This is a genomic window from Limosilactobacillus sp., assembly GCF_022651205.1.
Taxonomy (GTDB): Bacteria; Bacillota; Bacilli; order Lactobacillales; family Lactobacillaceae; genus Limosilactobacillus.
On record NZ_JALCQI010000017.1, the window covers coordinates 15,694 to 30,806 of the forward strand.

At 40.0% G+C, this 15,113-nt stretch carries 17 protein-coding genes and 1 riboswitch; of the genes, 12 read left to right on the forward strand and 5 right to left on the reverse strand.

Translation table 11 applies throughout. The annotated features are described in order from the left end of the window. Nucleotides 1-40 precede the first annotated feature (40 nt). The 7 genes from LKJ51_RS04830 (at nt 41) to LKJ51_RS04860 (ending at nt 6,651) form a co-directional block, all read left to right on the forward strand. Nucleotides 41-694, forward strand: a complete 654-nt coding sequence (locus tag LKJ51_RS04830) for a LysM peptidoglycan-binding domain-containing protein (RefSeq protein WP_240412241.1) — start codon at nt 41-43, stop codon at nt 692-694. Nucleotides 695-1,158: 464 nt separating this feature from the next. Next, complete coding sequence (sufC, locus tag LKJ51_RS04835; RefSeq protein ID WP_291979458.1) at nt 1,159-1,956, forward strand: Fe-S cluster assembly ATPase SufC; 798 nt, start codon at nt 1,159-1,161, stop codon at nt 1,954-1,956. Between the two features lie 13 nt (nt 1,957-1,969). Then, nucleotides 1,970-3,235: a Fe-S cluster assembly protein SufD gene (gene sufD / locus LKJ51_RS04840; protein ID WP_291979459.1), complete on the forward strand. Its 1,266-nt coding sequence runs from the start codon at nt 1,970-1,972 to the stop codon at nt 3,233-3,235. Further along, on the forward strand, nt 3,228-4,463 hold the full coding sequence (locus LKJ51_RS04845; RefSeq protein ID WP_291979460.1) for an aminotransferase class V-fold PLP-dependent enzyme: 1,236 nt from the start codon (nt 3,228-3,230) through the stop codon (nt 4,461-4,463). The genes sufD and LKJ51_RS04845 overlap by 8 nt, the downstream gene beginning before the upstream one ends. Further along, nucleotides 4,450-4,905 (forward strand): Fe-S cluster assembly sulfur transfer protein SufU, encoded by a 456-nt coding sequence (gene sufU / locus LKJ51_RS04850; protein ID WP_291979461.1) that lies wholly within the window; start codon nt 4,450-4,452, stop codon nt 4,903-4,905. Before LKJ51_RS04845 ends, sufU begins: the two co-directional genes overlap by 14 nt. 2 nt (nt 4,906-4,907) lie before the next feature. Further along, a complete protein-coding gene (gene sufB / locus LKJ51_RS04855; RefSeq protein ID WP_291979463.1) occupies nt 4,908-6,311 on the forward strand; it encodes a Fe-S cluster assembly protein SufB in 1,404 nt (467 codons plus the stop codon). 7 nt (nt 6,312-6,318) lie between these two features. Next, the gene (locus tag LKJ51_RS04860) at nt 6,319-6,651 is read left to right on the forward strand and encodes a metal-sulfur cluster assembly factor (protein ID WP_291979464.1); all 333 of its coding nucleotides are present in this window, start codon (nt 6,319-6,321) and stop codon (nt 6,649-6,651) included. A 230-nt stretch (nt 6,652-6,881) separates the two neighbouring features. Here LKJ51_RS04860 and LKJ51_RS04865 read toward each other — a convergent pair whose 3' ends face one another. Beyond that, nucleotides 6,882-7,730 (reverse strand): aldo/keto reductase, encoded by an 849-nt coding sequence (locus LKJ51_RS04865; RefSeq protein WP_291979465.1) that lies wholly within the window; start codon nt 7,728-7,730, stop codon nt 6,882-6,884. Nucleotides 7,731-8,030: 300 nt separating this feature from the next. Between LKJ51_RS04865 and LKJ51_RS04870 the strand changes: the two genes are divergently transcribed. Then, nucleotides 8,031-8,462 (forward strand): Hsp20/alpha crystallin family protein, encoded by a 432-nt coding sequence (locus LKJ51_RS04870; protein ID WP_291979467.1) that lies wholly within the window; start codon nt 8,031-8,033, stop codon nt 8,460-8,462. 127 nt (nt 8,463-8,589) lie between these two features. Here the strand turns inward: LKJ51_RS04870 and LKJ51_RS04875 are convergent, their stop codons facing one another. From LKJ51_RS04875 to LKJ51_RS07160, 3 genes are all read right to left on the reverse strand, one after another. Further along, nucleotides 8,590-9,117, reverse strand: coding sequence for an HdeD family acid-resistance protein (locus LKJ51_RS04875; RefSeq protein ID WP_291979468.1), 528 nt, complete (start codon nt 9,115-9,117; stop codon nt 8,590-8,592). 125 nt (nt 9,118-9,242) lie between these two features. Further along, nucleotides 9,243-9,410: a hypothetical protein gene (locus LKJ51_RS04880; protein ID WP_291979469.1), complete on the reverse strand. Its 168-nt coding sequence runs from the start codon at nt 9,408-9,410 to the stop codon at nt 9,243-9,245. 37 nt (nt 9,411-9,447) lie between these two features. Then, nucleotides 9,448-9,972: a VanZ family protein gene (locus tag LKJ51_RS07160; RefSeq protein ID WP_366017771.1), complete on the reverse strand. Its 525-nt coding sequence runs from the start codon at nt 9,970-9,972 to the stop codon at nt 9,448-9,450. A gap of 161 nt (nt 9,973-10,133) precedes the next feature. Here LKJ51_RS07160 and LKJ51_RS04885 point away from each other — a divergent pair, with 161 nt between their 5' ends. After that, nucleotides 10,134-11,468 (forward strand): amino acid permease, encoded by a 1,335-nt coding sequence (locus tag LKJ51_RS04885; RefSeq protein WP_434737682.1) that lies wholly within the window; start codon nt 10,134-10,136, stop codon nt 11,466-11,468. Between the two features lie 60 nt (nt 11,469-11,528). On the opposite strand, the gene LKJ51_RS04890 is transcribed toward LKJ51_RS04885, so the two are convergent. Further along, nucleotides 11,529-11,984, reverse strand: coding sequence for a Fur family transcriptional regulator (locus LKJ51_RS04890; protein ID WP_291979472.1), 456 nt, complete (start codon nt 11,982-11,984; stop codon nt 11,529-11,531). 119 nt (nt 11,985-12,103) lie between these two features. Here LKJ51_RS04890 and LKJ51_RS04895 point away from each other — a divergent pair, with 119 nt between their 5' ends. The 3 genes from LKJ51_RS04895 to metK form a co-directional block, all read left to right on the forward strand. Beyond that, nucleotides 12,104-13,543 (forward strand): MFS transporter, encoded by a 1,440-nt coding sequence (locus LKJ51_RS04895; protein ID WP_291979473.1) that lies wholly within the window; start codon nt 12,104-12,106, stop codon nt 13,541-13,543. A gap of 44 nt (nt 13,544-13,587) precedes the next feature. Beyond that, on the forward strand, nt 13,588-14,124 hold the full coding sequence (locus tag LKJ51_RS04900; protein ID WP_291979474.1) for a DNA-3-methyladenine glycosylase I: 537 nt from the start codon (nt 13,588-13,590) through the stop codon (nt 14,122-14,124). A gap of 44 nt (nt 14,125-14,168) precedes the next feature. After that, nucleotides 14,169-14,274: riboswitch (SMK box riboswitch) on the forward strand. Beyond that, nucleotides 14,272-15,113 (forward strand): methionine adenosyltransferase (metK, locus tag LKJ51_RS04905; protein WP_291980147.1); only part of this gene is annotated, 842 nt, incomplete at its 3' end. It overlaps the preceding riboswitch by 3 nt.

Here is a 15,113-nt window from a genome sequence, read left to right on the forward strand (position 1 = left end):
CTTACAAACTTACAAGAGAAAAGGATGGATTGATTTTTTTATGAAGTTATCTAAGAAAGCAGCTAAGATTACAGCAGCCATTGCCGGTGCCGTTGCTTTAGGTACTGTAGCTACTGCAACCACCGCTAGCGCCGACAGCATTTACACTGTTCAATCAGGCGATACCCTTTCTGGGATTTCTTACAAGCTGGGTCATGATTTAACTTTCGTTGATACTTTGGCCTCAAACAACAACATTGCTAACAAGAACCTGATTTACGTTGGTCAAAAGTTAGTAATCAAGGATGACGGTGAAGTTGCACCTGCTACTCAACAACAAGTTGAAACTTTACCATCAGCAAACACCACAACTCAAAACAATCAAACTAGTTCTGCAGCTACTACTAACAACTCAGCTGCACAAACTGCAACTGCAACAACTTCAGCAAGCAATGCTGCAAGTTACAGCAACTACACATCAAGCGTATCCGGTAACGATGCCGCCGCTAAGGCATGGATTGCTGCCCGTGAATCAGGTGGTAGTTACAGTGCCCAAAACGGTCAATACATTGGTAAGTACCAATTATCCGCATCATACCTTAATGGTGACTACTCCGCCGCAAACCAAGAACGAGTAGCCGACCAATACGTAGCTAGCCGTTACGGATCCTGGAGTGCCGCACAATCATTCTGGCAATCACATGGTTGGTATTAATGAGAGTGTGAGCCGTGACGGACTAGCAATTGAGCACTAAGGAATCCCGGACGATGATTGCTTTACAATCAAGTCCGGGATAATTAGGCGGAGATTGCGGTCACGGCGAACTCATTTTAGCTGTGTTTCAGTAGAAACGATAACCTGAAGAACACGTTTCGGCTCGGCTGAACACGTTTCAGCTATATAACAGTAAAGAAGCTAACTAGTAGCCACATGACACTAGTTAGCTTCTTGTTGTCTATAAGAACTCTCCTGCGAACTCGTTCTCGCTTCCCATCTAAAAATTTTTCTAAATAAATTTAATAATATCATGACAGTTAACAGAATGATTAGATCATCTTATATCGAGCAAACCATTTCGTTAGCTGTTTTTGAATCCTCACTTTTATCTTCAGTGGAAACTGGTAAAATAGGTAGTTGACATCATTATATTGTGTCTAATTAGGGAGTGAATACTAGATATGGCGATTCTGCAAATTAAAGACCTTCACGTTGCAGTTAAGGATGAAGAAACTCATCAACAAAAGGAGATTCTTAAGGGTGTTAATCTCAAAATGCAAACCGGGGAAATTCATGCCATTATGGGACCAAACGGAACCGGAAAATCGACACTGTCACAGACGATTATGGGACATCCAAATTATCACGTTACGCAAGGCGATATTTTACTAGATGGGGAGAGTATTCTTGATATGCCTGTTGATGAGCGAGCACGCAAGGGACTCTTTTTAGCAATGCAGTACCCAGCAGAAATTCAGGGAGTAACCAATGCAGAATTTCTCCGTGCCGCGATTAATGCCCGTCGACCAAAGGATGATCAAATATCGGTGATGGACTTTCTTCAAGAGCTTGACCAGAATCTGGAATTATTAGATATGAAAGAATCAATGACAGAGCGTTATCTTAACGAAGGGTTTTCTGGTGGTGAAAAGAAACGGAATGAGATTCTTCAATTATTAATGATCAAACCTAGTTTTGCGATTCTTGATGAAATTGATTCAGGATTAGATATTGACGCATTGAAGGTTGTCTCACGCGGGGTCAATTCTATGCGTAGTCCAAAATTCGGTTCTTTAATCATTACTCATTATCAACGGCTTCTAAATTACATTGTTCCAGATGTTGTTCACGTAATGATGGGCGGACGGATCGTTAAAGATGGTGGACCTGAACTGGCAAAGAAGCTAGAGGCTGAAGGATATGCCGGTCTCCGTGATGAGTTAGGCTTAAAGATTGACCTAGTTGATGAGGACGATTAAGAGGAATAGATCTATGAATTTTGATTATTCACAACTAAAGACCCAATTTCAGCAAACGTTAGCAAAGAGCAACGAACCAGCAGAGCTAACTTCTCTTCGTCAGGCAGCGTTTCAACAATTAAAAAATGCACCGTTACTAAAGGTAACAAAATTTAATTTTCATAATTGGCCACTTATTACTAACCAAGTTCAATCCTTTTCCTTATCTGAGGCGGATCTACAGTTGACTGATAATGAGCAGGTTAAGGTAACGGTTAATCCACAGGTGATTGCCGTTAAGCTTCCTAACTCGTTAAAGGAGCAAGGGGTTCTAATTACCGACTTGGTTTCGGCAACCAGAAAATATCCTCAGATGATAAATAAGTATTTGGCAACGGTAATTCGTCCAGAGGAAAATCAAATTGCTGCATACCATACTGCACTGATGAATCTGGGGCTTATAATTTATGTTCCCCAAAATGTTCAATTGGATGGACCAATTAGTTTAACGGTTAATTTTGAACAACAGAGAACGACAAACTTCCATTTATTGATCATTGCTGGAAAGAATAGTCGTTTTCAAATAATTGACCATTTGATTGCTAGCCAACAGCAGGAGACCCCATTGACTAATTTCACTGAGATTATTGCTAACGAAAATAGCGAGGTTCATTTTTCGTCTCTTGATCATTTGTCTCAAAAAGCACCGGCTTACTATCAATACCGTGCTGCAATCAAGGATTACGCCAAGGTTGACTGGGCAGTTGGCTTGATGAATGAATGTAATACTGTTGGGGAGATTGATTCAGAACTAATTGGCGAAGGCGCACATGCTAATTCGCAACTAATTGCCTTAACTGCTAATGATCAGCAACTGGGAATTAATAACCGGGTTACTAACCGGAGTCCTCATTCACAAGGATTAATTAATCAGCGTGGTGTAGCCCTTGGCAATTCACGATTAATTTTTAATGGGATTGGTCAGATTATCCACGGAGCTCACGGTTCTGAAGCAGAACAGCAGAATCGTTTACTGATGATGTCGCCACATGCAAGCGGGGATGCCAATCCGATTCTATTGATTGATGAGAATGATGTTGAAGCAGGACATGCGGCCAGTGTTGGTAAGATTAACCAAGATCAGCTTTATTATCTTTTGAGTCGGGGAATTCCTCGGCACCAAGCGCAAAGAATGGTAATCCGTGGATTCCTAAGTGCTGTAATTACCGCGATCGCTGATCGGGATGTTCGCCAGAAAATGGTTAATATTTTGGAAAGGAAGTTAAAGGAGAATGCCTAATTTAGAACAGCTTCGTCAAGATTTTCCCGAATTACACCAATCAATGAATGATGAGCGCCTTGCCTACCTTGATAATGCTGCAACTAGCCTCAAACCAGTTGCGGTGATTAAACGGTTAACAACTTTTTACCAGCATGAAAATGCTAATGTCCATCGTGGAACTTACCAGCTATCATTCAATGCGACTAAGCAGTATGAACGAGCCCGTGAAATTATTTGCCATTTCATTAGTGCCCGTGATTCCCACGAGATTGTTTTTACGCGAGGGACAACCGAAGGACTTAACCTGGTTGCAAGCACATATGGTGAACAGAATATCCAGCCGGGGGACGAGATTGTTATAACGATTGCAGAACACCATAGTAATTTGATCCCTTGGCAGCAACTAGCGCTAAGAAAACGGGCGATATTAAAGTATATTAATCTAACTTCAAATGGAGAAGTTGATCTTGATGATGCCAAGCGTAAGATAACCGCAAAAACAAAAATTGTTGCGGTGACTCATGTTAGTAACGTCCTTGGTAATGTAAGTCCGGTAAAGGAATTAGCGGAACTTGCCCACAAGAACGGCGCTATTATTGTTGTTGATGGGGCACAGGCAGTTTGCCACATTCCAGTAGATGTTCAAGCATTAGGAGCTGATTTTTATGCTTTCTCGGGACATAAAATGTTGGGGCCAACGGGAATTGGTGTCCTGTATGGGAAAAAGGTTTTACTTGAGCAAATGTCTCCTTACCAGTTTGGTGGTGAGATGATTGAGGACGTTCAGCTTGAGAACAGTGAGTGGGCACAAGTCCCCCAGAAATTTGAAGCTGGGACACCAAATATTGCTGGTGCAGTTGGCCTAGCTACTGCTGTAGAGTATTTAGAACGCCTTGGCATGGAAAAGGTACAAGCACGTGATGAAGAACTGATGGCCTATTTATTGCCACGGTTAGTATCAACTTCTGGAGTTAAAGTTTATGGTTCAACGGATCCAAAGCAACATATCGGTGTTATTTCATTTAATATAAACGCTCTTCATCCACACGATGTTGCTACTGCTTTAGATATGGAAGGTGTTGCCGTTCGTGCCGGTCATCATTGTGCAGAACCGCTTGTACATTCGTTAGGGGTGAACTCAACGGTTCGGGCGAGTTTAGCTTTTTATAATAATTTTGCTGACTGTGATCAATTAATTAAAGCAATCGAAGAAACAAAGGAGTTCTTTAACGGTGGGGCTAGATAAGTTAAATCAATTATATCGAGCGGTAATTTTAGACCATGCATCTAATCCACACCATCACTATGTGGTTCCCGATGCAACTAATGAAAAGACGCTTCATAACACAACTTGTGGTGACACCATTAATTTAAGTCTTCGTTTGGATTCAAACGGTACTATTACAGATATTGGTTTTACCGGCGAGGGGTGCACAATTAGTCAAGCCTCAGCAAGTATGTTAACTGACGTGATGCTTGGTAAAAGTCGAGATGAGGGGCTGGCGATTGCTAAGATTTTTTCCGATCTTGCAATTGGTAAAGAGCATTCGGCAAAGGAGGTTAAATTATTGGGGGATGCCCAAGTATTAACTGAGATTATGGAGTTTCCGGCACGGATAAAGTGTGCAACACTTGCTTGGTGGGCTTTTCAAAGAGCATTATCTGATGAACCCAGAGAGGAGAACTAAAAGTGACAAATGTAAATAAAATCCTCGGAAATCAGGATTATCAATATGGCTTCCACGATAATGTTAGTCCACTCTATTCAACAGGTCGTGGGTTAACGGAAGCTACTGTTCGTCAAATCTCAGCGGAAAAACATGAGCCTCAATGGATGCTTGATTATCGCCTAAAAGCCTTTCACCTTTACGAAGCCATGCCAATGCCTAAATTTGGTCCTGATTTATCAGCCTTGGATTTAGACAATATGCTGTATTATCAGAAGATGACCGATAAAAAATACCGGGACTGGAAAGATGTTCCTGAAGATTTAAAGCGGACATTTGATCGCTTAGGTGTTCCTGAGGCTGAACGAAAATATCTTGCTGGTTCTGCTGCTCAGTACGAGTCAGAAGTGGTTTATCATAATATGAAACATCAATTTGCTAAGCAGGGAATTATTTTTACGGATACCGATACGGCTTTACAAAAGTATCCAGCCTTGTTTAAAAAGTGGTTTGGCAAACTAGTAAAACCAGCTGACAATAAGTTTGCGGCTTTAAATGGGGCTGTCTGGTCGGGTGGCTCCTTTATCTATGTTCCTAAGGGAGTAAAGGTTAAGACACCTATTCAGGCTTATTTCCGGTTAAATGCGGAAAATACGGGTCAATTTGAACGAACCTTAATCATTGTTGATGAGGGAGCTAGTGTTAATTATGTTGAAGGGTGTACAGCACCCAACTATTCTTCGGACAGTCTTCACGCTGCGGTTGTAGAGGTGAATGTCTTGCGGAATGCTGATTGTCGGTATACCACAATTCAAAACTGGTCGAAAAACGTGTACAGTTTGGAAACAAAGCGCGCTGCTGCTGCAGAGAATGCAACAATGGAGTGGATTGATGGTAATCTTGGGTCAAAGGTTACAATGAAGTATCCGAGCGTTTATTTGAATGGTCGCGGTGCTCGAGGAACAATGTTATCGATTGCTGTTGCTAGTGATAATATCCATCAAGATTCGGGCGCACGAATGATTCATAATGCTCCTGATACCTCGAGTTCAATTGTTTCAAAGTCAATTGCTCGGACTGGTGGTTCAACGGATTATCGGGGTAATATTCGTTTTACAGAGAAAGCAAATGGTTCAAAGGCTCATGTTGAGTGTGACACGATTATTATGGATGACCAATCATCATCAGACACGATTCCGATTAACGAAATTAATAATGCCGACGTGACAATGGAGCATGAGGCAAAGGTTTCCAAAATTTCTGCTGAGAAGCTCTATTACTTAATGAGTCGAGGAATTAGTGAACGAAAAGCTACCGAGATGATTATTATGGGGTTTGTTGAGCCGTTTACAAAGAAGTTACCGATGGAATATGCGGTAGAGTTGAACCGACTAATTAGCTTTGAAATGGAAGGATCGATTGGCTAGTAGGGGGATGAAAGATGTGCCTGAGAAATCATTATCTGATAAAGAACAGGAAGTCATGAATGCATTAAAAAAGGTTATTGACCCCGAGTTAGGGATTGATTTAGTTAACCTTGGCTTAATTTATGGTGTATCTATTGATGAACAAAAAAATTGCGAGATTACCATGACCTTAACAACAATGGGATGCCCAATTAGTGACGTCCTCTATTCAATGATAAAAAAAGCCGTGTTATCTGTTCCAGAGGTAGAGGCCTGTAAAATTAACCTTGTTTGGGAACCCGCATGGAGTCCTCAAAAAATGAGTCGCTTTGCACGAATAGCGTTGGGAATTAGAGTGTGAAGCCGTTAAAACCTTCCGGTGGCTAACGATTTCTCCACTGAACGGCGTCTTGCCGTCGGAGGTGGAGGTCGTTAGCTCGAGGAAGGTTAGGCTGAACACATTTTGGCTATGTTGCCGAGAACGCTAACTCTAACAAGTTTCTGGCGAACACGTTTATTTCATATTGCAGTACAAAAAACAAAGAGAACGGAAAAATTCCATTCTCTTTGTTTTTTTAGCTTACGACATTATCAAATTGTAGCTAAGGGTTGTTTTGCTTGTGGCTTAGGAAATGCTTTTTCAAGAGCTTTTAATTCGTCAGTCGTAAAAGTAATATTTAGTGCTTCAAGGTTTTCCTTAGCGTGAAGCGGACTAGCAGCCTTTGGGATTGCAAGGGTATTATGATCACGAATGGTCCAGGCTAACATTATCTGGTAAACAGTTGCGTGGTGGTTACCGGCTAGTTCTTTTAATAGTGGGTGGTTAGTTAAATTACCAGAAATTGTATCTCCTTGAGAAAGTGGTGAGTATGCAATTAACGGCATTCCTTGTTGTTTCATTAACGGAAGAAGATCATATTCAATCCCTCGTTCATCAAGGTTGTAAAGATCCTCATTAGCCAAACAGTCTTGACCGTTAGGGAGTGACCATAATTCTTTTATATCAGCCGTATCGAAGTTGGAAACACCCCAGTGGCGGATCTTTCCTTTTTGTTGCATTTTGGTTAGCTCTTCAACCGTTTCGGCTAATGGAACGCTTCCTCGCCAATGAAGAAGGTAGAGATCGAAGTAATCTGTTTTCATTAACTCAAGGCTCCGATCTAAGCTCTTTTCAAGATTTGCTCTACCAGCATTTTCCGGGAGTACCTTATCAATCAAAAAGAGTTTTTCGCGAGAATAGGGGGAGAGCGCTTCAGAAGTTATTCTTTCGGCTCGGCCATAGCCATACATTTCTGCAGTATCAATTACGGTAGCTCCGGCATCAATTGCTGTTTGGATCGCCTTAACTTCATCATCGTGTTTTGCTGGATCGTCACCAATATTCCAAGTACCGATACCAACAGCTGGCACGTTAGTATGACCTAAATTTATTGTGAACATAGGGATCCTCCTTTGTGGTTTATAATCTTATCCTAACATTCTTTATCAGCAATTACATTTCAATATTATATGATTAAGTTTTCATATAAGCTAAAGAATTTAAAAAAATTCCAATTTAGTTAGTGAGAACATAAGGCTTCTTAGTGCACGGTACTGTAGCAGTTACAGGATTGGTCAATAAAGGTTAAACAATTTTTAGCACTCTTAACTATTGAGTGCTAAAAAGGCTTGTACTTTTTCTTTTAGCGATTAAGATAATAAGTGTAATCAAGATCAAGTTAACGGAAAGGAAGCATTATTATGGCTAACGATTTAACACGTCGGAATAACTTTTTGGATAACATGATGAATATGCGTAACTGGATGAATGATGATTTCTTCTCTGATCTAACTCCAGTGGAAGATCATATGAAGACTGACATCGAGGAAAATGACAAGCAGTACAGTGTCAAGATTGATATGCCAGGCTTTGATAAGAAGGACATTCATATTAGTTATGCTAATAATGTCTTAACGATTACTGGTCACCGTGACACATTTAGTGATGATGCCGATAAAGAAGGTCACCTACTTCATAGCGAACGTCGCTATGGTCAAATGAGCCGTCAATATCGGTTACCAGATGTTGAACGGAAGAATATCAAGGCACACTACGAAAATGGTGTCCTTGCTCTTACATTACCAAAGATGCAAGCAGAGGGTGACAATGATACCCGAATTGAGATTGATTAGTTAAATGATAATTGTTAATAAAAAGGAGACTAAGTAGCCTCCTTTTTTTAGTTTATCTAAAAATAATGTAGTTCTAGCAGAAATTGTAGTCTTACGGGTTTTCGTTACCTGCTCACACTCTCTTCCTTTAATTAAATGCTTGGACAATCTTCAATACCCCAAAAATTATTAAGAAAACAGAGATAATCCAAACGACAGTTAGGGCGGAAACGACAGGACTGAATAACAAGATTACTCCAAGAACTACTCCCAGAATGCTAAAGATAATCGTTAGCCAGTAGTAGCCACCACTAATTCCTCTAAAGAGACGACCAACAGAAAATTCCATGATGGAATCAATAATAAACCAGATTGCGAAAATAATTGCGATATATAAAGCACCGAATCCGGGATGGAAGATAAAAATAATTCCTAGGATAATATTTAAAATACCAAGAACAACGACCCAACCAGAGCCTTCACTAATTGTTCGGAGAAAACGGCGACGAATAGTTAATTCGAATAGACCATCAATCAAGAAAACAACACCAATAATTACTGATAATAAGTGCAAGGTTTTATCTGGCTTGGAGAATGAGAGAAAACCACCGATAAGAAAAAGAATTCCAACAATTAAACTAAACCAATCAAAGCGCCGATGAGAAATATTATTCATTGTGCATGACTCCTTTCCCTGATAAGTTAATCATACCGCAAAAAGAAAAGTAATTGTTACTCTGGCTTTGATTAGTTTACTAATATAAAAAACAAGGCCGAGGAGGAGTGCTCTCGACCTTATTCTTAGATATGTTCTTTAATGCCGTTCTTAAAGTCCTTATCAATTTCCTTAAGGATGGGCAAAAGATAGTTAATATATTCGTGGTAAGCTTCGATTGGCTTCATGTCCTTACCGTTTGCCTGAAGTAATGCAATGGCAATATCATGAGCCCGTTGTTCATTTGAAATCATTAATAATCACCTCATTACTAATAGTGTACCAAATTCTTTATGATAAGAAAAAAGGGTTAATAATTTTATGAATTACACCGCGATCAAGTAGCTTGAGACTATAAAAACCAATAATTCCTCCTAAAGTATTGGTAATAAGGTCGTCGATATCTGCTACACGTCCGATGTGGAAAAGAAAGTCACAAACAAACTGATTTCCTTCAATAAAGAGGCTAAATAGTAAACTAAGAAAGAAAACTGTGACCAGCTGATTCTTTCGTCCAATTAAGTATAGGATTATTCCCAAGGGGATTGTCATAATAACGTTTAAGAGCCACTCCAAATCTAGTTGTTGAAAAGGAATTAGGTTATACGGAACGCCGTGGAAGTAGCGTAAATTTCGGTTAGCCGTAAGAAAACTGAATGTAACTGGTGTCAAGCATAATCGCAAGATAATAACAAAATAGCATAAGAAAGCGATAATTGTTAATCGCTTTCCAAATTGTTGATAACGAGAAAAAGCGTTGAAAGCCAAAATGAGTGCAATAACCAAGTAAACACAAAATGGAAACCAATGAAGCAAATTTCTTTTCTCCCTTCACTAAAAAATGGTATACAATAAAGCTTCGGAAAAACTATTTTCCATTATTAAATAAAATGTTAAAAAAAGCGATAGTTTGTTAATCGTTTTTAAAGGAAATTAACTTTGAGGAGAATTGAACGATATTGGCAAAACAAACTAAAATGAAGCGTAGTTTGAAGAGTCGCCATATTCAGTTGATGGCGCTTGGTGGGACGATTGGAACGGGATTATTTCTGGGTTCCGGTCAAGCAATCCACTCTGCAGGGCCAGCGATTTTATTGGCGTACATTATTACAGGGATTGTTTGCTTTTGGATAATGCGGGCACTTGGTGAGCTTTTAATGGCAGACCTTAACTACCGATCGTTTGTGGACGCAATTCGTGATTATCTTGGACCACGAGTAAGTTTTATTACTGGGTGGGCTTATTGGGCATGTTGGATAGCACTAGCAATGGCTGAAATCACAGCGATTGGCATGTACTTCCAGTTATGGCTCCCGCATGTTCCTCAATGGATCCCGGGATTATTAACGCTAATTGTCTTGCTCTGCATTAATTTAATCACTGTTAGTGCCTTTGGAGAGCTCCAATTTTGGTTTGCCTTAATTAAGGTATTAGCAATTGCTCTATTAGTAGCTGTTGGGGTAGTGATGATGCTAATCGGCTTTAAGAGTAAGGGTGGAATTATTGCATCCCCAATGAACCTGGTCAGCAATGGTGGCTTCTTTGCCGCAGGAACGAAGGGCTTCATCCTTTCATTCCAGATGGTTGTCTTTGCCTTTGTAGGAATCGAAATGGTTGGGATGACGGCTGCTGAAGCAGAAGATCCCCGGCACGTTATTCCCCGGGCAATAAATGCGATTCCTTTTCAAATCCTGTTGTTTTATGTTGCTGCACTAGCGGTAATTATGTGTATTTATCCTTGGAATCGGTTAGCTCCTTCAAAGAGTCCGTTTGTAATGGTCTTTAATGATATTGGCTTACGGGGCGCTGCCAGTTTAATTAATTTTGTGGTTGTTACCGCAGCGGCATCCGCATGCAATAGTTCGCTTTATACGACAGGTCGGATGCTAGCTGAATTAACATCAACATCTCATCGACCCCAAATTAGGTTAGTTAGTAAACTATCACGAAATTCGGTTCCAGCATTAGCAGTAATTATTTCTGCCGGGGTTATTGCGATTGCCGCGATCTTAAATCTGGTAATGCCCGGCGGAGTCTTTACCGTAATTTCAAGTATTGCAACAACTAGTTTTCTTTTTATTTGGGCAACCATTATGGTAACTCACTTGAAGTACCTGAGGTCACAGCCAAAGAAGCGAGCCTTTAAGGTCCCTGGAGCACCATATACAGATTATTTAGTGTTAGCTTTCTTAGCATTTGTTTTAGTTGTCCTTTGTCTTAACAAGCAAACACTTGGAGCATTAATCTTCACATTAATTTGGTTTGCAATTTTAGCGGTTGTATCACTATCGCAACCACGAAAACAAAATTAAAACGCACCTTAATAGGGAATCATTCATCTTGGTGAATATTCCTGTTGAGATGCGTTTCTTTTACCGGTTTAAGTGTAATTTTCTTTGACAATTAGGACAGATTCCGTGCACTTCGATATTATTTCCGGTAACAAGATAATCGGTTTTATCCCTTGTCATGTTCATTAACTCTTTGCTAATTTGAGTAAAGTGAGGATCAAAGACGTCAGTAATCTTACCACAATTGTCACAAATAACGTGGTAATGTGGATGACCAAAATAATCGTAGTGGGTACTCCCATCACCATTTTTCAGTTCAATTACCAAGTTGTAGTCCACAAAAAGTTTTAAGGTATTATAGACGGTTGCCATGCTGATGTTGTCTACACTGCCCTTTAAGTCCTCATAGATCATTTCCACGCTTGGATGAGTGTGGTGTGATATCAGGTAGTTTAGAATCGTTTTTCGTTGAGGAGTAACCCTTACATGATTTTTTCTTAATTGTTCAATTGCACGATCAAATTCTGCTTCAGCCAAATTACTCACCTCACTGGTTTAAGACTTTTAATTTATACTAAGTATAACATTTACAATTGTGATTTCAAACTCTATAATGGGTTTTGGAAATTAATAATAATTCTAAAGAAGGGGATTTGATGGAAAAGTCAATTGATCAAAATGGCCGATCATATAGTCGGTTTTGGTTTATTTTTACACTATTAATTGGAACGTTTACGATGTCGATTAGCCAGTCATCACTATCGACTGCCTACCCAACACTAATGCGCGCATTTGGTATTTCAGCGTCAACGGTCCAATGGCTGACAACTGGTTTTATGCTTGTTATGTGCGTTAGTATGCCAATTAGTCCGTGGATGTTAAACAACCTTAATTTTAAGACCATGTTTATTGGAGCGTTAGCCCTATTTGATATTGGTTCATTAATGATTGTTTTGACACCTGCTAGTTGGGGAACTTCAGGTTTCTGGTTTATGATGGTTGGTCGAGCAATGGAAGCATTCGCCGTTGGGGTGTTGTTTCCCTCATACCAATCAGTGTTGCTTGAAATAACACCACGTGATGCGCGGGGAACCACTATGGGAATCGCCGGCCTTGTAATGGGCTCGGCATTAGCCTGTGGACCGATTGTGTCTGGAATTATTTTGAAATTCTTTACTTGGAAGAGTTTGTTTATCTTTTTCATGTTAATTATTACCGTGATCATTATTATGGCGGGATCGGGCCTTATCCGGGACGTTATGCAACGCCACGAAAGCAACCTTGATTGGCTCTCTGTATTTTTGTCTATCGGTTTGATCGGAATTATGTATGTTATTGATCAGTTCGGAAAGGCTAAGGTTGACTGGGGCGTTAGCGGTACTATTTTAATAGTAAGTATCCTTGCAATTATTTGGTTCTGCATCCGTCAGTTAAACTTGAAGGAGCCGTTGCTAGAACTTCGGGTAATGAAGACCTTTAACTATGATTTAGCAATTTTACTAACTTCAATTTCTTATATCGCCCTAATTGTTACAACGATTATTTTCCCACTCTATTACCAAGGGGTTCTTAAGGTTAGCCCATTTGTTTCTGGAATGTCATTAGTTCCTGGAGCTGCTTTGTTAAGCATTCTGAACCCATTAACGGGGAAGTTAGCTGATAAGATCGGCTTTAAACCAACGATGCTTGTTGGGATGACAATGATCGTTGCCGGATGGTTTGTTGGCCTGTTTTTGATTAATCAGATGAGCCTATGGATTATGATCCTTTGTGCGATGGTGATTGAAGGTGGGAATGCCTTCGTAATGATGCCTGCCGTTACTTTAGGGGCTAACTCCTTACCAAACGATCTCGTTCCTCATGGGACAGCGGTTATTACTACCGTTCGTCAAGTTCTGGGTTCTACCGGAGTTGCCGTCTCAACGATTATTTTAACAACTGTAACCAGTCATAATATTAATCGTGGAATGGGGAGCCTAAGTGCATCACTGAATGGTTACCACTATGTTTTTCTAACGATGCTTTTTGTTGAGATTATTGGTCTCTTATTGGCATTTGCCCTGAAGAATACCATTAAAAAAGATGCAAAATCCTAATTATTCCGTTATGGATAAATAGAGATAATTAATGGGGTGATTAGATGACAATCAAACGACCTTTATGGGCTGAAACATCAGATTTAATGCGCGATTATTATGATACAAAGTGGGGATTACCCGAACATGATGATCGTGAATTATTTAAAATGCTGACGTTAGAACTTTTTCAGTCTGGCTTGTCATGGTCAACAATTTGGAAACGGGAAAAAGCATTTAACAAAGCATTTGCTAATTTTGATGCCGCTAAGGTTGCACAATTTAATCAGCAAGATTTTGAACGTCTAATGGCTGATTCAAGTATCATTCGGAATCGTCGTAAAATCATGGCAACGATTAATAATGCAAAGGTAATCCAGGAACTATTGTCAAATGGTGAAACATTAAATAATTATGTCTGGTCATTTGTTAATTTTAAGCCGCAACGATTAGTCCTAGATGGGAAACGACTTTCTTCACAAACTAGTGAGTCAAAGAAGATGGCCCGGAAAATGAAAAAAGATGGCTTTCAATTTGTTGGCCCGGTCACGGTTTATTCATTTATGACAGCGATTGGAATGGTTAATGCTCGTGAAGAATAAGTAATTAATGTTTGAAGATCATGAGTGAATTATGCTAAGATGGTTCTCGTTATAAAGCAAATTCCCGATAGGATTCACGTTACGTGAAGATGCCTTGTAACCACTAAATGTTTCAATTGCAACTTGCATATGGGGGAATTAACACACATGGTAGAAAAACATTTATTTACTTCAGAATCCGTTTCTGAAGGACATCCTGATAAGATCGCTGATCAAATTAGTGATGCTATTTTAGACGCAATGCTTGAACAGGATCCGGATTCTCGGGTCGCCGTTGAAACATCCGTTACGACTGGTCTCGTGTTGGTCTTTGGTGAAGTTTCAACTAAAGCATATGTTAATATTCAAAAGGTAGTTCGTGATACAATTCGGCGGATCGGCTACACAGATGGTAAGTACGGTTTCGATGCTGATAATTGTGCAGTTATTACTGCGATTGATGAACAATCACCTGATATTGCTCAAGGGGTTGATGACTCGTTAGAGACTCGTGAGGGTGACGTTGATCCGCTTGATCAAATCGGTGCAGGTGATCAGGGGCTAATGTTTGGTTATGCAACTGACGAAACTCCAGAATACATGCCACTGACATTAATGCTTAGTCATAAATTAATGCAACGGATCGCTAAATTGCGGAAGGATAGCACTATTCCTTACCTGCGTCCAGATGCTAAGGCTGAAGTTACAGTTGAATATGATGAAAATGACAAGCCATTACGGGTTGATACAGTTGTTTTGAGTACGCAACATGATCCTGATGTTTCTCTTGAACAGATTAAGAAGGACGTTAAGGAACAAGTTATCAAGGCCGTAATTCCAGCTCAGTATCTTGATGACCAAACCAAGTACTTTATTAATCCAACTGGACGCTTTGTTATCGGTGGCCCTCAAGGGGATGCTGGTTTAACTGGGCGGAAGATCATCGTTGATACATATGGTGGGGCAGCTCATCATGGTGGTGGTGCATTTTCAGGTAAGGATGCTCCTAA